Source organism: Daejeonella sp., from assembly GCF_036405355.1.
Classification (GTDB): Bacteria; Bacteroidota; Bacteroidia; order Sphingobacteriales; family Sphingobacteriaceae; genus Daejeonella.
On record NZ_DASWXT010000138.1, the window covers coordinates 1 to 21,522 of the forward strand.

The window sequence follows — 21,522 nt, forward strand, 5'->3', positions numbered from 1 at the left end:
CCTTGTCACCATTGTACAGGTGCCGAAGGTTACATTAAACCGCGTATTACAGGCAGATTATCCTGAAACAATTGATCTGACTAAAGCATATACACCGGCACCCGATCTAACCTACAGCTATTGGATGGATAATGAAACCACGATTCCACTCCGTGATCCGGATAGAATATTTAAAAGCGGGACCTATTATATAAAAAGTACGAGTAATGGGGGCTGCGTTAGTGTCACGCCGGCACCGGTGGAGATATTCGTGCCTGAAATGGCTATCCCCAATATTTTTACTCCAAACGGAGATAAGGTTAATGATGAACTAACTGTATTATTGAATGAAGAAATAAAAGTTAAAAGTTTCAGGATATTTAACCGATGGGGGGATGTGGTTTTTACTACTCCGGATATCGAAAATTACTGGACGGGAATTAAGGAGAATATACAGGTTCCTACCGGAGTTTATTATTGGGTCTTTGAAGGTATCCGTAATTCAAAGCCGTATTCACGATCCGGATATGTTACTCTGGTAAGATAAAAATGCCCTTTTTCTGAGTCTTAATAAGTTTCAGCTTCAGAAAAAGGGCGCTTTGATATTATTTTACGTTGAAATTGATCTGATGGTCGCCCCAGATCAAAGAAACAAGACCAGATTTTGCGATCTTAAAGGTCATACGCTCAGTAAAACTTGCAGATTTAATCGGTTTTACAGTAAAACGCATTGCATCCTGTGCCTGATCGTATTCTGTGCCCGACTGGTTCCATGACTTGTTGATCATTACAGTCCATTGGTTCTCGCCAGGAATGGTGTACAGGCTGTATTTTCCTGCCGGAAGAGATTTGCCTTCAACCTTTACAGCTTTACTAACTTCAAAAACTGTAGCCTCATTTGCACCTGTCCGCCAAACTTTGCCATAAGTAGCTATTTCCTTACCAATGGTACGGCCTTTAACTCCAGGCTGACTGTAATCGATACTGATTTTTACTCCCGTGCTTGTAGTTTCCGAAACTTTAGCCGCCGGGCTTGGCCTTTGAGCACACGCAGTGAATCCGCTGAAAAGGCCTGTCATTAATAATAGTACAAATAGTTTTTTCATGTTTATGGGTTTTTAACAAATATAGATAAGGTTGATTATAATAATGAAATGGAATAATATTATTACAAGAATTACTGTCAGAGTTAGGATTTATAGGATTTTAAGATTATAGGATTAAAGAGTGCTCAATTAACAATTATATAAACAGCAAGCAAATAAGTATTTGGTTCGATTTTGAGGGAGGATGATTTAATCATACTAATCCTTTAATCCTATCATCCTTTAATCCTAATTCAATGACTTAATCTCGGTTAATAGGATTAGAGTTATTATGGGTACTGTCAGAGTTAGGATTTATAGGATTGCAAGATTATAGGATTAAAGAGTGTTCAATTGACAATTATATAAACAGCAAGCAACTAAGTATTTAGTTCGATTTTCAGGGATGATGATTTAATCATACTAATCATTTAATCCTATCATCCTTTAATCCTAACTCCTATCATCCTCTAATCCTATTAATCCTAATGCATTGACTTAATCTCGGTTAATATGATCTTAATATCCGTATCGCCAATATTCTCTACATAATGTTTGGCACCCTGCCCTGCCCAGGATGAAGCACCTGTTTTAACCTCCGAAATTTTGGGCTCTCCATTTTCAGAATATACTTTGACTTTTCCACCTGAAACAACATAAGATGATCTTGGAGGATGAGTATGCCAAACATCCTTTTCTCCGGGCTTTACAGCGTATTCTACAACCCTTACATGTTCATTCTCCATCAGCACTCTGGCCTGATTTGGAGATGTTTGTACAATATCAATGTTAAGAGTGTCTGATACTTTCTGTGTTGATGCGACGGTGTCTTTTGTGTTGCCTTCCATTTTACTTGAATCGTTTGTGGCTGACTGATTACAAGCATATAACAAAGTCGCAGGGAGCATTAAGAATATAAGTCTTTTCATCTGAATTTAAATCGTTTTGTAATAATTAGTTAAAAAATGTAATTGTGCTCTTGAGAAATGAAGATAACAAATTTTCCTCCTCCCGATAGCCATCGGGTCCCTGTTTCCCACCCGATAGCTATCGGGTCACTATTTCCTAATCCCCATTCCCCACTAAACCTTCGGTACCTGCCATCCATTAAAGTAACGTGCTTTCATCAATTGATTGGCTTCAGTATCTGTAAATTCATTTTTTGAAGCATTCCAATAGACTTTCTTACCTGTTTTATAGGCAATATTCCCCATTTGTGCATTGATTGCTGCAATACTTCCGGTTTGAATTCCACATTTTAAGCGCGTGACATCATTATTTGTAATTGCATCCACAAAATTAATCGCATGTGCTTCATGCGCATTCCTTTCAGGTTTGCGATGCGCCACTTCCTCAACCTTGTTAACCCGCTGGCCATCCTTGTTTTCCGTTTCAGGAATTACCTTCCAGCCACCACGGTTGACTACCAGGGTGGCATTATTTCCAATGAATGCGATGCCTTCGGTTGAACCGTAATTGCCTCCATCAATACCTGTGGCATGTTCCCAGAGCATATTAAATCCATCGTACTCATATACTGTTTGAAGGGTGTCGGGAGTTTCAGAAGCATCATCCGGATAAGCAAATTTTCCGCCTGAAGCCATTACCGATTTCGGAGCCTGAACTCCCATCGCAAATAAGGCAATATCGATCTCATGCACACCCCAGTCGGTCATTAAACCACCGGCATAATCCCAAAACCATCTGAAATTAAAATGAAAGCGGTTCTGATTAAAATCACGTTTTGGTGCCGGACCTAACCACATCGTATAGTCAACTCCTGCCGGTGCCTGACTGTTTGGCAATTTAGGTACAGGTTTCATCCAGCCCTGATATGCCCAGCATTTCACCAGCCTGATCTGACCCAGCTTTCCTGATTTTACATAATCAATGGCTTCAGCATATTGTGATCCTGAACGCTGCCACTGTCCCACCTGTACGATCTTACCATATCGCTGCTGCGCTTTCACCATAATCTGGCATTCTTCAATGGTATTGGCTATTGGTTTTTCAACATAGACATGTTTGCCGGCCGAAACAGCATCAACCATGTTCAGGCAATGCCAGTGATCAGGGGTGCCGATGATGACAACATCAATGGCGGGGTCTTCCAATAATTTGCGATAATCCCTGTATTGCTTTGGTCGTTTGCCGCGTAATTTAAATACATCCTCGGTACGCTGATCAAGTACACTTTGATCCACATCTGCGAGTGCAATACAATTCACCTGTGGGAGTTTCAGGTGTGCATTCATGTTCGACCAGCCCATACCTTTGCAGCCAATCAGCCCAAAATTGATCTGATCGGATGCTTTAATAGTTCTGGTAAAGAGGCCAAAATCGGAAGCGTTCAGGATTTGCGGCATGCTGATTCCGGCTCCCAGGAGCATAGTGTTTTGAATGAATTTTCTTCTGGAATTATACATAGCTGGTTTTTACTGTCTTGTTAATTGCTTTTGAATAATTTCTCTAATCACCTGATGATTAAAGCTATAAAAAACCAATAAGAAATATGCTGATTGTGAATAAATTATGAAACACTCGTTTCAAATCCTAGGAAGGCTATATGATGGGATAGCTTAGAGTAGTGTTTTTTTATTGGAGTGAATTAAAATTTATTTTATCTGCAGCCCGGCATACCTTGCAGAACATACCGACCAGTGGGAGTCTAATAGTGTAATTTTGGGTTTTTGATAGATCAGGTTCTCAGGTGTTTTTCGACCTTACTCAGTAAAACTTCAATATCAAAGGGTTTTGCCAGATAATCATCAGGTGCGCCCATTTTCCCGAAGGATTCTTCAAGATGGCATGATGCGGAAATAATAATTACAGGTAAGTGCTTGTGCTGAATATTCTCTTTAATGCCTTTGCAAATTTCAAAGCCATCCATATCTCCAAGCATTACATCCATCAAGATTAAGTTGGGATTGAATTCTTTTATCTCTTCAATTACTCTTTTCCCGTTTGTCAGGCTAAGAATTTCATACCCCGATTCTGCTAAAATTAGTGATAGGATTTCGAGAATATCCTTGTCGTCATCCAGAATTAAAATTTTTTCTTTCATAACTATGTTTCCACTATCAATATAGGCTGCTATTTAGTTTGTTATTCCAGATTTTCAGAATCTGCTTTAATATGAATCATAAAATCAGAGCCGACACCGGGCTCACTTTCAACAACAATTTCCCCTCCTGCAGCATTCACTATTTTTTTTGCGAGGTATAAACCAATTCCCTGACCTTCAATGTCCTGTTTTAATCGGCCGTACATGTCGAATATTTTGTCTAATCCTGCTTTTGGAATTCCGAGGCCATTATCCCTTACAGATAGAATGATCTTATCCGCTTCCTTCCAGGTAAGAATCGTAATTTCCGGAGCATCAGATCCTTTGAATTTTATAGCGTTTGAAATCAGGTTAAACATTATGCTTCGCAGATTTTTTTTAGAAAACGGAATCTGTCTCACTTCAAGCCTCCTGGTAATTTTCACACCTGATGCTTTGATCTTATCTTCTAAACTCCATTCTATATTTTCAATTATCTCGTTAAGATCCACTAATTCTCTCGCGCTCATGTCATTTTCTATCTTTGCAATCGTCGCTATATCAGTAATTAATTCCCTGAATTTTTTCACGGAAGTATTTATAATATTTAAAAAATCCGTCAGTTTTTCATCAGACAGGTGGATTTTATTCATGATATTAATACTGGTTTCAATATTGCCAAGAGGTGCTAAAAGATCATGCGATGCAGCATGAATAAAATGATCAAGGTCCGCGTTAATTCTGATCAGGGTTTTATTCTTTATATCAATTTCAGCCTGTGTTTTCTTGAGTTCAGTGATGTCATTGAAAGTAATTATTGCTCCATTGTTTCTGTTATTGGCTTGCTCAAAGTATGGCATTGTCATTATTTGATACCATTTGCCATTTTGTGTTTCAATCTCTTTCGTAATGACTGTGCCGTTCTGCAAAACCTGCTTTATATCATCCACAATCGTTTCAAATTTGATATTGGTTGATATATTACTGAGTGGCCGGCCAATATCGGTCTCAAGTAAGTTTATTTGCTTTACTGTACCAGGCGAAAATTTCACCAATTCCAGATCATTGTTAATGATTAACTGTCCGTTTAGATTACTTCTGAAATAGTTGTTCAGATCGTCATTGATTTCAAGCAGCTCTTTGTTTTTTAACTGATAATCAGAATTAATGGTATGCAGTTCTTCATTAACAGATTGCATTTCTTCATTTGTACTCTGCATTTCTTCATTGGCCGAAATCAATTCTTCATTAAAGGACTGCATATTTTCATTGGAAGCATCAAGTCTTTCGTATGAAGTTTGCAGTTTATCTTTTAATTCCTTAAGCTCATCTTCCAGGCTCTTTGTATACTGGTCGAGATAGACATTCTCGTCGAATACAGGGCTTTTATTTGTATTGTGTGTATGGTCTTTGGAGAAAACTACCAATAATAATTTCTTGCTGATAAGCTCCAGGGGCCTAATAGAAAGATTTACTTTAATTATTTTCTGTTCTTTTTTTATCCTGATACCATTGAGATTTACTTTTTGATTCTCTTTTATAGCCTTGATGCACAATATTTTATAGCTTATGGCTAAAGGTTTTGGCAAAAGTTCCGGGAGGTTTGAAGTAAAATGTTTTTGCAGCAGGTAGGTCGAGGTATCGCCGTAGGAACTTTGTACCTGATTGTTTTCATTGACGCAAATTGCCAGATAATCGAGATCATTTGCCAGATTACTTTGCATGGCTTCACACAATGCCGAATTGGTACCTTTTTCAATTTCTTCTGTTACAAAGCGGGAGGGGTTGCGCTTGATATCCAATAAGTCGGGCAAAGAGAAGGCATCAAAATTAATACCCCGTTTAACTTTTAGATTTTTATATATTTTCCATTTTTTATGAACTACCTCCAGATCTTTTAATATCGAAATCGGATTTTCACTGGAACCTAAAAACAGATAGCCATCCATTTTAAGTCCGAAAAGCAGCATAGTGAATATTTTCTTTTGCAGAATTGGCGTCATATAAATGAGCAGGTTCCGGCAACTGATAAAGTGCATATTGCAATAGGGCGGATTTTTAACCAGATCGTGCTGGGCAAAAATGACCATTTTACGGATTGTCTGACTGATTCTGAATTTATCGCCCTCTTTAAGGAAATATTTCTCAAGCCTTTCAGCTGATACATCTTTAGAAATACTTTCAGTATAAATCCCTTTTCCTGCATAAAGCAGTGCGGTACTATCAATATCCGTCGCAAATATTTTTACGACAGTATCTTCAAATTTGCCTGTGAGTAGTTCATCAATTAGTATCGCCAATGAATAAACTTCTTCTCCGGTTGCACAACCAGCTACCCACATCTTCAATTCTTCCCCAGGAGCGAGATTCTTTAAAATCTCAGGAAATACTTCTTTCTGAATAAATTCAAATGCTTCCTTATCTCTGAAAAAAGAGGTAACACTGATAAGAAACTCCTTGGTCAGGGATTCAACTTCTTCGGGTGTTTGTTTAAGAAAATTGAGATAATTTCCGAGGGAAGTAAAATTGCCATAAGTAGCCCTTCTCTTGGTTCTTCTGAGTATTGTTGTTTGTTTATAGTCGGAAAAATCAAGTGGCGAGGTCTCCTTGATCAGTTCGATTATCGATTTTAAATTTTTATCGTCTGCATCACTATCAGTTAATAAATCGATAGAATTTTTTACATAATCCTCTATTACGGCAGGCATGAGGGTGGGCTCCAGAACGAAATCCACCAAACCCGTTGCAATGGCGCTGGATGGCATATTGCTAAACTCAGAATTTGCCGGGTTACGTGCTATGACCATACCTCCGGCTTTTTTAATGGCTTTGATTCCTTCAGTGCCATCAGTTCCTAGTCCTGAAAGAATTACTCCGATTGCTCTTTTGCCGCAATCAGCAGCAAGTGAATCGAAAAAAGTATTGATGGTTAAATGAGGGCCTTTTATATTTTCCTTTTTACTCAAAATGAGCAATCCATTACTAATGGTCATAAACTTATCATGCGGAATCAAGTAGACTTCGTTGCGAAGAACTGCCATTCCATTTTCAGCTTCTTTTACGATGAGCTTACTATGCCTGGACAATAATTCAACCATGCGGCTTTTAAAATCGGGAGACAAATGCTGAATAATAACATAAGCTACTCCATCCAAAGGTGTATGATCGAAGAATAAATTGATTTCTTCCATCCCGCCGGCGGATGCGCCAATGGCAATAATGTGGTGGGGGATAGTAGTACTCATATGGCCAGAAATTAAAAAAGGTAAAAGGCTAAAACTCTTGTTAAAGAGGTAATCTGACTATTAAAGTACCTGATGGTATCAAAGCGGAAAAAACGTAAAGAGTTAGGCTATTCTGATTTGTATAAACTTATAATACTTTAAATATAACTCTTTTAAATTGTTAAAAGAATCTGGTTATTGTTTGTTACATTTTACTATTCGGGGAATTGATTATTGAGATGGCATGTGAATGGTTTGATGAATTACATCACTTTCAGCAACCTGACAATTGACCTGGAACTATAGATACAGAATTTTGGTTTCTGGGAGGGTTGTAACGACACTTTGTAATGAAAAAGGCCTCAGAATCGTCTGAAGCCTTATCCGTGGAGAATATCGGATTCGAACCGATCACCTCTTCACTGCCAGCGAAGCGCTCTAGCCAAATGAGCTAATCCCCCATATTTGGAGAGTTCCATTGGATTGGTTCTCCGGGTACAATTATCAGCATTTTAAACGACTTTTTCAAGTTTGTAAAAGATCATTTATGATTTTTGCTGATACAGTATAGCAGAAAGGTAAATTTCTAATTGAAGAATACATGGCTGTTGGACATGTTTCCGTAGCTCATGTCGATAACCAGATAATGTGAATTTCAACCCCGCTGTAATTTGTGTTGCAGTATTTAAAATCCCAAAATTCATTTATCCCTGGTCTTGCTAAGCTTTTGACTACTTAGATTAGGTTTTTCCTCATTGTGTTTTATAATAGATCCCTTCAAATTGAAATATCCCAAAAATTTCTAATTAAACTTTTCTATCACATTAATTTAACCTGAGATGAATTTTGTCATGGCAATTTATTCTTAATAAAATTTTGCAACTATTTGATTAATAAATAGATAATAATATTATTTACGATATTTAGGAAGCTTTGTTAGCCTTTTAGGCAATTTCTTTATTCTTCAAAATACAACATTCTCATCATGCAGGCTTAATATCCCGACTTGACTTTTGTGGCGTAATTATTTAACCCTCAAAATTCAAAACTGATTATGAAAAGACAATACCTGCTCTTTTTTAGTAAAATTCTTATTTTATTAATTACTTTTTCATTCCTGGACTTCCGCGGGAAAGTGTTTGCTCAAACACAGATCTCCGGTAAAGTTAAAGATGCAAAGGATGAGCCTGTTCCCGGGGTTAGTGTTTTATTAAAAGGCACTAAAATTGGTACTACAACTGACCTTAACGGAGATTTTAAATTGAGAACAGATTCCAAACAGGGTGTTCTTGTCATATCTTCAATTGGTTATACCCCTCAGGAGATAAACATTAATGGTCAGACGGAGTTTATAGTAAAAATAATCGAAGACAATAAATTTCTTAATGAGGTAGTTGTCACAGCTTTGGGTATTAAACGGGAAGAAAAGTCGCTTGGTTTTGCTGCCCAGACTATAGGTGCAAACGCAATTGTTGATGCAAAAACCAATAACTGGGTAAATTCCTTATCCGGCAAGGTGGCCGGATTGAATATACAGGGTACTGGTGCCGGACCGATGGGTTCTTCCAGAATCACGCTTAGAGGGGAGTCTTCCTTAAACCTGGATAATAATCAGGCCCTAATCGTAGTAGATGGTGTTCCATTAAGCAGTAAAATTACAGGTACAGGTTTTTCATCCCATCTCTCTGCTGATAGTCCGGTAGATTATGGTTCTTCTGTTTCTGATTTGAATCCTGATGATATCGATAATGTCACTGTTTTAAAAGGTCCGGGCGCGACAGCATTATACGGCAGCCGTGCGGCAGGCGGGGTAATTATTATCACAACTAAATCAGGTGAGCGTAAGGACGGAAGTTTGGGTATTACCTTCAATTCCAACTTTAACATAGAGCAGGTTAACCGCTGGCCTGATTATCAATTTGAATATGGTGAAGGAAGAACAAGTGCATATTACTCCTATTTAGATAGTCCTGATGGAATTAACACCAGTACTACTGCAGCTGCAGGTCGTGCATGGGGTCCGAAATTTGCAGGACAAAGTTATTTTCAGTATGATCCAAATACCCCGGATAATAAACCAACTGTCCGGACTCCATGGGTAGCCAATAAAAATTATATCTCTGATTTTTTCCAAACCGGTCATACGATATCCAACAGTCTGTCGCTTGATGGAGGAAATGAAAAGGGATCAGCCAGAGTATCGGTAACCCAAATGAAAAACAAATGGATCATCCCAAATACCGGTTTCGAAAGATTGAATGCCTCACTTTCAGTTAATCAAAAGCTCTCTCCTAAACTGAAGATCAGCGGGAGAGCAAATTATTCGAATAAGAAAAGTGATAACCTGCCTATGGCCGGATACAATAATCAAACCTTAATGTACTTTTTGATTATTGGTCCAAGTCCAAACCAGCAGGCTTCATGGTATAAACCTTACTGGAAACCGGGATTAGAAAATGTAGAGCAAAAAAATCCATTCAATCCCGGTCCGGATAATCCATATCTGGCAATGTACGAAATGCTGAATACCATGAATAAGAATGGTCTTGTTGGTTCGGTGTCGGCTAATTATGAAATTTCTAAAAAGCTTGACCTGATGTTAAGAACAGGTCTTGATATGTCGAATGAGTTTCGTTCACAACAGAGACCGTTTAGCATGACCAGATACCCTCGTGGGATGTATCGTGAACAAAATGTATTCAGTCTTGAGTCAAATACCGACGTTTTACTTTCCTTTAAAGACAAAATATCATCCAAAATAAACTTCAATGCTTCTGCCGGAGCAAACTCAATGAATCAGAAATATGATTTTGCAGGTATGTATGCAGATCAGCTTGCACAACCGGGTATTTATCAGATATCTAATAGTTTAGATCAGGCGGTTGCAGATCCGCTTAAGACCCGTAAATCAATCCAGAGTGTTTACGGATCAGCTCAGGTAGCTTTTGATGAGAAAATATTTTTCGATGTAACTGGTAGAAACGATTGGTCGAGTACCTTACCGTTCAAGAATAATTCTTTCTTCTATCCTTCATTCAGCTCAAGTTTTATACTGGATGAGATATTCAATTTACCTTCTTCTATTACTTTTGCCAAAGCAAGGGCATCATGGGCTCAGGTAGGTAATGATACCCGTCCTTATCAAACTGCAAGGTATTACGACCGGATCTACAGCAATAGCTTTACGAATCCTGCCCAGCTTTTTAATGCAGAGCTAAAACCTGAAATCACCTCAAGTTATGAGTTTGGTTTGGATCTGCGTATGTTAAAGAACAGGCTTGGCTTTGATGTGGCGTACTACAATAATCAGAGCCGGAATCAGATCTTGTCTATTCCCTTAGATCCGGTTACAGGGTTTTCAACTGCCCTTATCAATGCCGGCTTGATTAACAGTAAAGGCTGGGAAGTAAAATTATCTGGTAAGCCAATTTCGAATAACAAATTTACCTGGAATACTACATTGCTTTGGAGCAGAAACAGGAGTTATGTAAAAGAACTTGCCGAAGGGATTACCAATCAAATCATTTATCAGCATAATTCAAATGTTCTGATAGAAGCCCGCGTGGGTGGTTTAATGGGTGACATGTATGGTAGAGGATTTCAGAGATCACCTGATGGACAAATCATTTACAACTCATCAAATGGTTTGCCAGCACCGCTTGATCCGGTTGCCAAAAAATGGGGAAATGCTTTTGCTGATTGGAAAGGAAGTATAAGCAATGAACTGAGCTATAAAAACATCAGATTCAGTGCTTTGATAGATGGCCAGAAAGGTGGATCGATGTACTCTCAAACTAATCATAAAAACAATACTTTGGGTAAAACAAGAGTAACCTTACCGGGCAGAGAAGATGGTATCATTGGCCCGGGGGTTGTGAAGAAGTCCGATGGTACTTATGTGCCAAATACTGTTAAGGCCGCTGCAAGTGCTTATTATGATAATTATTATCAAATAGCCAATGCCGAAACCAATATTTTTGATGCCTCTTTTCTGAAAATCAGAGAGGTAAGGCTTGAGTTTTCCTTACCCTCAAACCTGTTGAAGAAGTTTGGAGTTCAAAGAACCAGTATCGCAATTTGGGGAAGAGACCTGTTTAATTTCACAAAATTCCCTGGCTTTGATCCGGAAGGTGGAAACCTGAATAATGGTACTCTCACTCCCGGTGTAGAGCTTGCCCAGTTCCCTTCGAACCGGACAATGGGTACTAACCTGACTTTTAAATTCTAATCTGATTTATTATTTCTTAATAAGAAAACAATGAAATTTACAACCAAAATAGTTCTTGCATTAAGTATGCTTATAACTTCAATTATATCTTGTACAGATAAATTTGAGGAATTAAATACAGATCCCAACCGCCCGAAAGATGTTACTCCCGGTGTATTACTGGGGCAAATGCAGTACAGATTAATTAATAATAATGTAACTGCCTCAAGAAATTTTACAAATGAGCTGATGCAGGTTGATGCCCCACGTTCCAGCACCAGCGGACAGGGCCTGCACCGCTATGTAGTGCAGCCCGGACAGGCAATCTGGACAGGTTATTATGACAGACTTACTGACGTTGAAGACATTTACAAAGTGTCTGATAAGCTGAAGGAAAAAAACTACATGGCAATTGCACTTGTTTACAAAAGCTGGGTCTATTCAATATTAACCGACTTATATGGCGATGTTCCTTATTCACAGGCAATAAAAGCACAGGAGGGTAATTTTCAGCCGGCATTTGACAAGCAGAAGGATATCTATGTACAGATCCTGAAAGATCTGGAAACCGCAAATGGTCTTTTTGATGATACTAAAGCCCTTACTTATGGTGGTGACATGGTCTATAATGCCAATGCTTTAAGCGGCAGTAAAAATCCAGGTATCCAGAAGTGGAAGAAATTTGCGAATTCGTTGCGATTAAGACTACTCCTGAGGATTAGCAAAAGAAATGGAGAAATTGATGTCAATCAGCAGATTAATGCAATTTTGGCAAATCCAACCACTTACCCTGTATTTACTTCGGTTGCTGATGATGCTATTTTCAAATATCCGGGTACATTTCCTTATTTCAATCCCTACTATAATGCGAGGTTATCTGATTGGAATGCAGGTAATTATTTTACTAAATTCTTTCTGAGCAAACTGAACAGTACAAATGATCCTAGGAGAACCGTTTGGATGACTACTGTCAATGTGGGTGGTGTACCGGTTTATCAGGGCATAGAAAGTGGCTATCCAACAACTTTAGAATATGTAGTAGATAGGAATTCAAGTTATAACGATATTCTAAAAACACTCCCTAGTTTAGGTTTAATGATGACCTATTCTGAAGTGGAGTTTATTAAAGCCGAACTGGCATTGAAGGGGTTTATGACAGGAAAAACACCTGCTGCTCATTATGATTCAGGAATTAGTGCATCCATGGCACAATGGGGAGTTGCTTTACCAGCAGGATTTTTAACAGATCCGGGGATTGCGTATAATTCTGCATTAAGCCAGGAACAACAACTCGAGCAGATCATGCTGCAAAAGTATTACGCATTCTTTTTTGTAGACTATCAATCCTGGTTTGAAAAACGTCGTACAGGTTATCCTGTTTTACCACGCGGGACTGGCATTCCGGCTGAGAACATATTCCCGTCAAGAGTGCCTTATCCAACCTATTTGCAGTCCCTGAATTCTGGTAATTTGCAGTCAGCAGTTGCATCTATGGGTGGTGATAACAGTAATGTTAAGGTTTGGTGGGAGAAATAGTATATTGTGTGAGGGGAATGGGAAATGGGGAATGGGAAATAGATCAGTTAATTTCAAAATTCGATTTGAATATAATACCAGGGTATAAATGATTAGTATAAACATACACTTGCGGGAATTAAATTAAAGAAATGAAAAAATTACTCCTTCCTTGTTTAGTGTTTCTTGCATTTGCTTCAAATGCACAGAAATTAAATGATCAGTTGAATGCAAAACGAATTATGCTGCCTAATGGCTGGTCTTTATCTTCAGCAGGACGATCAATTGAATTGGGTGATTTACCACTCAATATTGCAGTTTCAGGAACCGAAAAATTTATTGCGGTTAGCAATAATGGGCAGAGCATTCAAACTATTCAGTTAATTGACCCGAAAACAGAAAAGGTATTAGACAGGGTTGAAATTCCAAAATCTTTTTACGGACTGAAATTCGGAAAGGGTGACCGGTTTTTATATGCCTCTGGTGGCAATGATAACTGGATTCTGAAATATGAAATCGCCAATTCAAAATTAATAACCAAGGATACCCTGAAGCTGGGTAAACCCTGGCCTGAGAAAATATCTCCCGTTGGTTTGGAGATCGATGATGCTAAAAATCTTTTGTATGTAGTCACTAAGGAAAATAATTCACTCTATATTTTCGACCTGCTGACTAATAAAATCATCCATCAGCAAAGCATTGGAAGTGAAGCCTATACCTGTATTTTATCCCCGGATAAGAAAATGCTCTATATCTCCTTATGGGGAGGAAAAAAAGTGGCTTTTTTTGATACCAATCTCAGAAAAGTTACTGCCTCTGTTGACGTTTCATACAACCCGAATGAATTAATTCTGAATAAAGCAGGAAACATGCTTTATGTTGCTAATTCGCAGGATAACAGTGTTTCTGTAATTGATGTTCAGGCCAAAAAGGTTGTTGAAATTCTGAATGCTGCTTTATTCCCAAATTCCCTGACAGGATCTACAACAAATGGTCTGGCTTTATCGAAGGATGAACGTAGTTTATACATCGCCAATGCCGATAATAATTGCCTGGCAGTTTTCAATATAAGTCAGAAAGGTAAAAGTGTCTCCAAAGGTTTTATCCCGGTTGGATGGTACCCAACGAATGTAAGAGTAATCGGGAGTAAAATATTTGTCAGTAATGGGAAAGGATTTTCTTCATTCGCAAATCCTTTAGGTCCGCAGCCTGTAAGAACCGATGTCAAATCAGAATCACACAGAGGGGAACTTCCGCAAGCAAACAATAGATTGCAATATATAGGTAGTCTGATGAAGGGAACAATGAGCGTGATCGATGAGCCTACGGCTGCAGATCTGGAAGTATATTCCAAAAATGTTTTCATGAACACTCCCTACAGTAAGGACAAGGAATTGATAGCCGATGGTGAAGCCGGTAATCCTATTCCAAAAAAGGTTGGTGATCCTTCTCCTATCAAGTATGTTTTCTATATAATTAAAGAAAACCGGACCTATGATCAGGTATTTGGAGATATAAAAGAAGGAAACGGAGATTCTACGCTTACTCTTTTTGGAGAGAAATATACACCCAATCAGCATAAACTTGCAAGGGAATATGTATTGCTGGATAATTTTTATGTCGATGCCGAGGTTAGTGCCGATGGTCATAACTGGTCCCTGGGTGCTTATGCAACCGATTTTCTCGAAAAGACCTGGCCAACTTCTTATGGTCGCAGAGGCGGACAAAATGATGGATTAGGCCGCCGGACAGTTGCAAACAATAAGGATGGATTTATCTGGGATATGTGCAAAAGACATGGGGTTTCATTCAGAACTTACGGCGTTTTTGCAGATAAGGATAAGGGAAATATACCTGTTCTGGATGAAGCTCATGTTTGTTCTTCATTCACCGGTTATTACGATCAGACAGTGAAAGACGTTGAGCGTTTTGAACAATGGAAAGCTGATTTTGATGGTTTGCTATCGAAAAATGCAGTGCCCTCTTTAAGTACGATCCGTCTGGGAGCCGATCACACCCAGGGACTTGGAGTCGGCAAACCTACTCCTTACGCCTGTGTTGCAGATAATGATCTGGCAGTAGGCAAATTGGTCGAACATATCAGTAACAGTTCGATCTGGGCTCAGTCTGCAATATTTATTCTTGAAGATGATGCTCAAAATGGTCCCGATCATGTTGATGCGCATCGTTCAATTGCAATGGTTGTGAGTCCGTACACTAAAAGAAACTATCTGGATCACACAATGTATTCCACTTCAGGGATGTTAAGGACCATGGAGTTAATACTGGGCTTGCCTCCGATGAGTCAGTATGACGCTGCCGCGATGCCAATGTTCAGGAGCTTTACCAGTAAACCTGATTTTACTAAATTTAAAGCTGTGCCAAACAGGGTTAGTCTTGATGACATAAATAAGATTGCCTCAAAATGGTCAAAAATATCCGATGGCTTTGATTTTGCTGAAGTAGATAAGAATGACGACAGATTATTTAATGAGGTTCTTTGGAAGGGATTAAAAGGGGATGATTTCGAAATGCCTGCACCCAGAAGAAGTGCATTTTTAAGATTGGAGCAAAAGATTCAGGATGATTAATCTTCAGAATTGATATTGCTATAATTTAAAAATTTCCTCCTGTGCTTACAGCCGGATTTATAGAAACCGTTTCATTTTTATGAGACGGTTTCTGTTTTTTCAATGAAAGATTAATTCTCTGTAAATCATTCGGTTAATTTCATTACATTTAATAATTGAAGTTCAGCTATATGAAATTAATCAAGTATATCTTCCTACTAATCATCTTATTATCTGTCGGTCCGCTGATGTCTCAGCCCAGAGAAAAGGTTGAAAAACCCTATCATATTTACGAAAAGGGCCAGTCAATGAATAAGGTTGCTGTAAGAAAAGAACTCAGAGGTACAGAGAATATTGTTCAGATTGAGGTGCTGAATGCAAGCGGCGGAACCGCTTTGGTCAGGGGACCAATTCTTGCGGGTGCAGAGATTAATGAAGTAATACCTACTCAGGGAAGTTTTAATTTGATACGTCAGATTTCTAAATCAGGAAGAGGGGAAAGCATTCAATTACTGGATGTTGTTTTTCCAGTAAGACTTCGTATTAATATTTCAGGCCAGTTTCTGGAAGTTGAAATAAAGGATGCCGGTTTCTGGAAGATTGCAGTTGGATTGACGCAGTAGGTACTAGGATCTGAGAATGAGCCTTTTTATGCTTAAATTTTTATAAATATTCAATTTATCTAACCAATAAAATCAGAAAAAATGAAAAACCTCAAATTTATGATGATTGCTATTTTTGCAATGGCAATTTTTTCAGTAGACGCACAGTCCGATCCAAAGCCTGAAAGGCCTTATACCATTCTTGAAAGAGGGCAGCATATGACCAAAGTTAGTATTATCAAGAATTTAAGGGGTAAGGGGAACATTGTCCAGATCGATGCTAATAATTTGACTGGTGGAACAACCCGAATAGTAGGCTCGGAGGTTGCAGGTGCAGATTACCAGGTTGGTCACCTCGAGGAGATGCCGGGTGCAGATATAACAGAGGTCGTAGCTTTTATAGGTAGTTATAATGCTCTCCGGGAGGTTTCTAAATCTGGAAGAGGAGAAACTATTCAGCTTACTCAAGCTGCCTTCCCCTTAAAGCTTCGCATTACTATTTCAAATCAGGTTCTTGAAGTTTTGATCAAAGAAGAAGGTAACTGGAAGATTGCAGTAGGGATGACAAAATAATCTGCATTATTTTTAACTAACATCTAATTTCCGGTAAAAAAATTTGTACTTCGACCCCTAAGATGGTCGAATATTTATAGAAGTATCATAAAACCCTGTTTCTGCCCACCCAAGGTGGTCGGAATTTCCATAGTCCTTTTTTGCACTTTAAAGTTTATAAACATAATAATTTGTCTTTTATAGAAATCAGGAATAATGAATAATTTCAAAATTATATTAATTGCTCTTTTTGTACTCAGTGCAATTTCAGTAAATGCACAACCTAAGCCAAAGGCAGAGAGGCCATATAACATTCTTGAAAGAGGGCAACACATGACCCGCCTGAGTATTATAAAGGACCAGAGGGCTAAGGAGAATACCGTTCAGATTGAGGCAGTTAATGCAAGCGGGGGCACTCCGCGAATCGATGGTCCTGACATGGTGGGTGCAGACATTACGAATATACTGGCTACAGTTGGAAGCTATAATAAAATTCAGGAAATATCTAAAACCGGTAGAGGACATACTCTTCAGCTCCAGCAGGTCGTGTTCCCATTAAAGGTTCGCATCACTATTTCAAATCAAGTTCTGGAAGTTTTGTTCAAAGAAGAAGGTTTCTGGAAAATTACGGTGGGAATGAACCAGTAAATTGGCACCTATTGCTTATTTGATTAATGTGCAAATTGCATATATCATGCTTAAGAATTATTATTGCAGGATATGGACAAAGTACTGCAGAAAGAGAAATTATTCAATAAGGTAAAAGAGAATTTAGAGGCTCAAGGTTTTGAAATTTTACAAATGGATTTGCAGAGGCCCTGGGGGGGCTTCTTCGTAATAAATGAGGATCAGGCTCAGAAATTTTCTGATACTTACTTTAGGGGAATCGCTGTTGACCAGCTTAAGATCTCCGGAAAACTCAGTCCGAAAGTACTAGTTGTAGCCCCTCAAACCCGGCTTTCATGGCAGTATCATCACCGCAGGGCAGAGATCTGGCAGGTAATAAGTGGTACAGTCGGAGTTATTTCCAGCTTTACAGACCAGGAGACTGAACTTAAGAAATATCATCCAGGGGATCAGATCGTGTTAAAACAGGGAGAGCGTCACAGACTTGTCGGGCTTGATGACTGGGGCGTAATTGCAGAAATCTGGCAGCATACCGATGCCTCAAATCCCTCTGATGAATCTGATATCGTCAGAGTTCAGGATGATTTCGGACGATAATGCATATGTTATCGTGACATTTGGGGTATAATTAACCATATTAATTTGTTTATTTTCGCAGGCTTTCAATCCAAAGCCTTTTTTGATTTATGATAATTCTTATTTTCTTTCTTTGCCATTGGTTTTTGTCCCTGTTCTTTCAAACATTCTTCCTGCATCGCTACTCTTCTCATAAAATGTTTAAAATGAGCCCTTTCTGGGAGAAATTTTTCTATTTATCTACTTTTTTGGCTCAGGGATCTTCATTCCTGAATCCGCGTGCTTATGCCATCATGCATCGTATGCACCATGCCTACAGTGATACCGAAAAAGATCCTCATTCTCCGCATTTCTTTAAAGATGTGATTGGGATGATGGTTCAGACTAAAAATATTTACCTCGATTACGTAAGGTTTAAGATTGAACCCGAACCGGCTTTCCGCGATAATTACCCAACCTGGCCCTTAATCGACAAGATTGGTGACCTTTGGATCACCCGACTGACCTTTATTGCATTATATATAACTTTCTATGTATATTTTGCAGAGTACTGGTGGATGTTCTTACTACTTCCTATTCATTTTCTAATGGGGCCAATTCACGGAGCAGTGGTTAACTGGTGCGGTCATAAGTATGGGTATTCTAATTATGATAATCATGATCACAGTAAGAATTCACTTCCATTAGACTTTTTGATGCTTGGAGAATTATTTCAGAATAATCATCATAAAAAACCAAACAACGTAAATTTTGCATTGAAATGGTTCGAATTTGACCCATCTTATCCTATCATTAAATTGATGCACCACCTCCATATCATCAGATTAAGGAAGGTATAGATACAAGAAATTATATTTGATGAGGGTTCCTAAATGGGAGCCCTTTTTTGTTGCATAGTTTTGGGCCTTGCAGGAATCGAAGTATGCGGAATAATGTTTTACTGCGACCCTGAAGGTGCAATGTCATTATTTAAGGGTTGGGAGGTTCCCGCGAAAGCGGGAACCTCCGGCGACACATCTATTTAAACAGGCAGCAATTCTATATTTCCGGTGTTTAAATGTTGAAATCTAAGCAGCCAGTATGCCGATCTAAATTTTAAATTTGTAATTGTACAGGTATTATTTATAGATAAGGATGGCTGAAATAGATTATAGTGATGATAGTATTCGATCGCTCGACTGGAAAGAACATATTCGCTTACGTCCGGGGATGTACATCGGGAAACTGGGTGATGGGTCGGCATACGATGATGGAATTTATGTTTTACTTAAAGAAATTCTGGATAACTCGATTGACGAGTTTGTGATGGGCTCCGGCCGTACGATTGAGGTTACCGTGAGTGATAAAAAGGTATCTATTCGCGATTATGGCCGGGGAATTCCTTTGGGAAAAGTAATCGATTGTGTATCCAAGATCAATACCGGCGGTAAGTATGACTCTAAAGCCTTTCAGAAGTCGGTAGGTTTAAATGGAGTAGGTACCAAGGCGGTAAATGCACTTTCCTCCAGTTTTACTGTCCAGTCCTACCGTGATGGCCGTACAAAAAAGGCTGAATTTGAGCAGGGTGTTCTGGTGAACGACTTGCCGGAAACCGAAAGTACTCAGCGTAACGGGACCGCAGTTGTTTTTTATGCGGATGAAACTATTTTCAGAAACTATCATTATATCCCTGAATTTGTGGAGAGCATGATCTGGAATTATGTATTCCTGAATTCCGGGCTGACGATCAATTTCAACGGCACCAAATTTTTCTCCGAAAGGGGTTTGTATGATCTGCTTACCAGGAATACTGAGGCAGAGACCCTTCGATATCCGATCATTCATCTCAAAGGAGAGGATATAGAGGTGGCTATGACCCACGGTCAGCAATATGGTGAGGAATATTATTCATTCGTTAACGGACAGCATACCACACAGGGAGGAACGCATCAGGCAGCTTTCAGGGAGGCGGTTGTTAAAACCATTCGCGAATTTTATAAAAAGGAGTTTGATGCCTCGGACATCAGGGCTTCTATTGTCTCTGCGATTTCAATCAGGGTACAGGAACCGGTATTTGAATCGCAAACCAAGACCAAACTCGGATCGCAGAATATAGCTCCGGATGGACCTTCAGTTAGAACATTCATCAATGATTTCATCAAAAAGGAACTGGATGATTATCTCCATAAACATCCAGCCGATGCGGATGCACTTCTGAAGCGTATACTTCAGTCGGAACGTGAGCGAAAAGATATTGCCGGTATCAAAAAACTGGCGAATGAGCGTGCAAAAAAAGCCTCCTTACATAATAAGAAATTAAGGGATTGTAAGATCCATTTTGATGATAACCATGAGCGTAAACAGGATACCACACTATTTATAACTGAGGGGGATTCTGCGAGTGGTTCCATTACCAAATCAAGGGATGTGATGACACAGGCTGTATTCAGTCTGAAGGGTAAACCCCTCAATTGTTTTGGTCTGACAAAAAAGGTTGTGTACGAAAACGAGGAATTTAACCTTCTGCAGCATGCACTGAACATTGAAGACGGATTGGATAACCTTCGTTATAATAATATTGTGTTTGCAACTGATGCGGATGTGGATGGAATGCACATTCGTTTATTATTAATGACATTTTTCCTTCAATTCTTCCCGGATCTGGTTAAGGCCGGGCATGTCTCTATCCTTCAAACCCCACTTTTCAGGGTTAGAAATAAGAAGGAAACGATCTATTGTTATAGTGATGAAGAACGGCAGCGGGCGATTCATAAACTCGGGAATAAACCGGAGATAACAAGGTTCAAGGGTCTGGGTGAGATCTCTCCGGAAGAATTCGGTCTGTTCATTGGCGCAGACATAAGGCTTGATCCTGTGATCTTATCAAAAGAGCAGGGGATTAAGAGTCTTCTGGAATATTATATGGGTAAAAATACTCCAGACAGGCAACAGCATATTATTCAGAACCTGCGTGTTGAGGTTGATGTTATTGCAGAGGAGCAGGAAGCAGCAGCATTGTTAGCCGAAGTATCATGATAGAAAGAAAGAACCTTTCCATATCTTTTGAGGAGTATTCTTCGGTAGATGAATTAAGTAAATCAGATAAGAATCTTTGTCTGGAGTCTGAGAAAGCAATGTCAAGTTCACATTCTCCTTATTCAGGATTCAGGGTAGGGGTTGCTGTGCAGCTCGAAAGCGGAAAGATAGTTTATGGCAGTAATCAGGAGAATGTAGCTTACCCATCCGGATTATGTGCCGAAAGGGTCGCTCTTTTCACCATCGGCTCCACTTATCCGGACGATAAGATTGTCAGCATGGCGATAACCGCTCAAACTGATCATTTTGAGATAAAGGAACCGGTCACTTCCTGCGGTGCCTGTTTACAGGTTATGGCAGAATACGAAAAGAAACAGTCCAGCCCAATCAATGTTCTCTTTTATTGCCGCAAGGGTTCAATTATCCGAACAGAAGGAATAAAAAGTTTGCTTCCCTTTGCTTTTGCAGAAACAAGACTTCAAAAATAATCGTAAATTGTATTATGTGCAGGTGTCCAATTATTTACA

16 protein-coding genes and 1 tRNA gene are annotated in these 21,522 nt (G+C 39.0%); 11 read left to right on the forward strand and 6 right to left on the reverse strand.

What is annotated here, in order from left to right; translation table 11 throughout:
* On the forward strand, positions 1-526 hold a 526-nt coding region (locus VGE44_RS17045; protein WP_331081407.1), incomplete at its 5' end, for a gliding motility-associated C-terminal domain-containing protein.
* 58 nt (positions 527-584) lie between these two features.
* Here VGE44_RS17045 and VGE44_RS17050 read toward each other — a convergent pair.
* From VGE44_RS17050 to VGE44_RS17075, 6 genes are all read right to left on the reverse strand, one after another.
* Positions 585-1,085, reverse strand: a complete 501-nt coding sequence (locus VGE44_RS17050; RefSeq protein ID WP_331081409.1) for a DUF2911 domain-containing protein — start codon at positions 1,083-1,085, stop codon at positions 585-587.
* A 464-nt stretch (positions 1,086-1,549) separates the two neighbouring features.
* The gene (locus VGE44_RS17055; RefSeq protein ID WP_331081411.1) at positions 1,550-1,993 is read right to left on the reverse strand and encodes a cupin domain-containing protein; all 444 of its coding nucleotides are present in this window, start codon (positions 1,991-1,993) and stop codon (positions 1,550-1,552) included.
* Positions 1,994-2,146: 153 nt separating this feature from the next.
* Positions 2,147-3,490, reverse strand: a complete 1,344-nt coding sequence (locus VGE44_RS17060) for a Gfo/Idh/MocA family oxidoreductase (protein ID WP_331081413.1) — start codon at positions 3,488-3,490, stop codon at positions 2,147-2,149.
* A gap of 272 nt (positions 3,491-3,762) precedes the next feature.
* The gene (locus VGE44_RS17065; protein WP_331081415.1) at positions 3,763-4,128 is read right to left on the reverse strand and encodes a response regulator transcription factor; all 366 of its coding nucleotides are present in this window, start codon (positions 4,126-4,128) and stop codon (positions 3,763-3,765) included.
* Positions 4,129-4,169: 41 nt separating this feature from the next.
* Positions 4,170-7,352: a chemotaxis protein CheB gene (locus VGE44_RS17070; RefSeq protein WP_331081417.1), complete on the reverse strand. Its 3,183-nt coding sequence runs from the start codon at positions 7,350-7,352 to the stop codon at positions 4,170-4,172.
* A 366-nt stretch (positions 7,353-7,718) separates the two neighbouring features.
* Positions 7,719-7,792 (reverse strand) — tRNA-Ala (locus tag VGE44_RS17075).
* A 593-nt stretch (positions 7,793-8,385) separates the two neighbouring features.
* Between VGE44_RS17075 and VGE44_RS17080 the strand changes: the two genes are divergently transcribed.
* The 10 genes from VGE44_RS17080 to VGE44_RS17125 all read left to right on the forward strand — a co-directional run bounded on the left by VGE44_RS17080 (position 8,386) and on the right by VGE44_RS17125 (position 21,483).
* Entirely contained in the window at positions 8,386-11,559 is a 3,174-nt protein-coding gene (locus tag VGE44_RS17080) for a SusC/RagA family TonB-linked outer membrane protein (RefSeq protein WP_331081419.1), read from the forward strand.
* A gap of 30 nt (positions 11,560-11,589) precedes the next feature.
* On the forward strand, positions 11,590-13,074 hold the full coding sequence (locus VGE44_RS17085; protein ID WP_331081421.1) for a SusD/RagB family nutrient-binding outer membrane lipoprotein: 1,485 nt from the start codon (positions 11,590-11,592) through the stop codon (positions 13,072-13,074).
* Between the two features lie 131 nt (positions 13,075-13,205).
* Positions 13,206-15,644 carry a bifunctional YncE family protein/alkaline phosphatase family protein gene (locus VGE44_RS17090; RefSeq protein WP_331081424.1) on the forward strand — a complete coding sequence of 813 codons (2,439 nt, stop codon included), beginning with the start codon at positions 13,206-13,208 and terminating at the stop codon, positions 15,642-15,644.
* Between the two features lie 170 nt (positions 15,645-15,814).
* Positions 15,815-16,246 carry a hypothetical protein gene (locus tag VGE44_RS17095; protein ID WP_331081426.1) on the forward strand — a complete coding sequence of 144 codons (432 nt, stop codon included), beginning with the start codon at positions 15,815-15,817 and terminating at the stop codon, positions 16,244-16,246.
* Positions 16,247-16,327: 81 nt separating this feature from the next.
* A complete protein-coding gene (locus VGE44_RS17100; RefSeq protein ID WP_331081428.1) occupies positions 16,328-16,798 on the forward strand; it encodes a hypothetical protein in 471 nt (156 codons plus the stop codon).
* A 195-nt stretch (positions 16,799-16,993) separates the two neighbouring features.
* Positions 16,994-17,425, forward strand: coding sequence for a hypothetical protein (locus tag VGE44_RS17105; protein ID WP_331081430.1), 432 nt, complete (start codon positions 16,994-16,996; stop codon positions 17,423-17,425).
* Between the two features lie 72 nt (positions 17,426-17,497).
* Positions 17,498-18,001, forward strand: coding sequence for a phosphoheptose isomerase (locus tag VGE44_RS17110; protein WP_331081432.1), 504 nt, complete (start codon positions 17,498-17,500; stop codon positions 17,999-18,001).
* A gap of 125 nt (positions 18,002-18,126) precedes the next feature.
* Positions 18,127-18,819, forward strand: coding sequence for an acyl-CoA desaturase (locus VGE44_RS17115; protein WP_331081484.1), 693 nt, complete (start codon positions 18,127-18,129; stop codon positions 18,817-18,819).
* A 295-nt stretch (positions 18,820-19,114) separates the two neighbouring features.
* Positions 19,115-20,995: a DNA topoisomerase IV subunit B gene (locus VGE44_RS17120; RefSeq protein WP_331081434.1), complete on the forward strand. Its 1,881-nt coding sequence runs from the start codon at positions 19,115-19,117 to the stop codon at positions 20,993-20,995.
* On the forward strand, positions 20,992-21,483 hold the full coding sequence (locus VGE44_RS17125) for a cytidine deaminase (protein ID WP_331081436.1): 492 nt from the start codon (positions 20,992-20,994) through the stop codon (positions 21,481-21,483). The genes VGE44_RS17120 and VGE44_RS17125 overlap by 4 nt, the downstream gene beginning before the upstream one ends.
* Positions 21,484-21,522 lie beyond the last annotated feature (39 nt).

Excerpts from the sequence above, each read along its gene's own strand:
- VGE44_RS17050 (WP_331081409.1), bottom strand. The coding sequence starts at position 1,085 with ATGAAAAAACTATTTGTACTATTATTAATGACAGGCCTTTTCAGCGGA.
- VGE44_RS17055 (WP_331081411.1), bottom strand. The coding sequence starts at position 1,993 with ATGAAAAGACTTATATTCTTAATGCTCCCTGCGACTTTGTTATATGCT.
- VGE44_RS17060 (WP_331081413.1), bottom strand. The coding sequence starts at position 3,490 with ATGTATAATTCCAGAAGAAAATTCATTCAAAACACTATGCTCCTGGGA.
- VGE44_RS17065 (WP_331081415.1), bottom strand. The coding sequence starts at position 4,128 with ATGAAAGAAAAAATTTTAATTCTGGATGACGACAAGGATATTCTCGAA.
- VGE44_RS17070 (WP_331081417.1), bottom strand. The coding sequence starts at position 7,352 with ATGAGTACTACTATCCCCCACCACATTATTGCCATTGGCGCATCCGCC.
- VGE44_RS17080 (WP_331081419.1), top strand. The coding sequence starts at position 8,386 with ATGAAAAGACAATACCTGCTCTTTTTTAGTAAAATTCTTATTTTATTA.
- VGE44_RS17085 (WP_331081421.1), top strand. The coding sequence starts at position 11,590 with ATGAAATTTACAACCAAAATAGTTCTTGCATTAAGTATGCTTATAACT.
- VGE44_RS17090 (WP_331081424.1), top strand. The coding sequence starts at position 13,206 with ATGAAAAAATTACTCCTTCCTTGTTTAGTGTTTCTTGCATTTGCTTCA.
- VGE44_RS17095 (WP_331081426.1), top strand. The coding sequence starts at position 15,815 with ATGAAATTAATCAAGTATATCTTCCTACTAATCATCTTATTATCTGTC.
- VGE44_RS17100 (WP_331081428.1), top strand. The coding sequence starts at position 16,328 with ATGAAAAACCTCAAATTTATGATGATTGCTATTTTTGCAATGGCAATT.
- VGE44_RS17105 (WP_331081430.1), top strand. The coding sequence starts at position 16,994 with ATGAATAATTTCAAAATTATATTAATTGCTCTTTTTGTACTCAGTGCA.
- VGE44_RS17110 (WP_331081432.1), top strand. The coding sequence starts at position 17,498 with ATGGACAAAGTACTGCAGAAAGAGAAATTATTCAATAAGGTAAAAGAG.
- VGE44_RS17120 (WP_331081434.1), top strand. The coding sequence starts at position 19,115 with ATGGCTGAAATAGATTATAGTGATGATAGTATTCGATCGCTCGACTGG.
- VGE44_RS17125 (WP_331081436.1), top strand. The coding sequence starts at position 20,992 with ATGATAGAAAGAAAGAACCTTTCCATATCTTTTGAGGAGTATTCTTCG.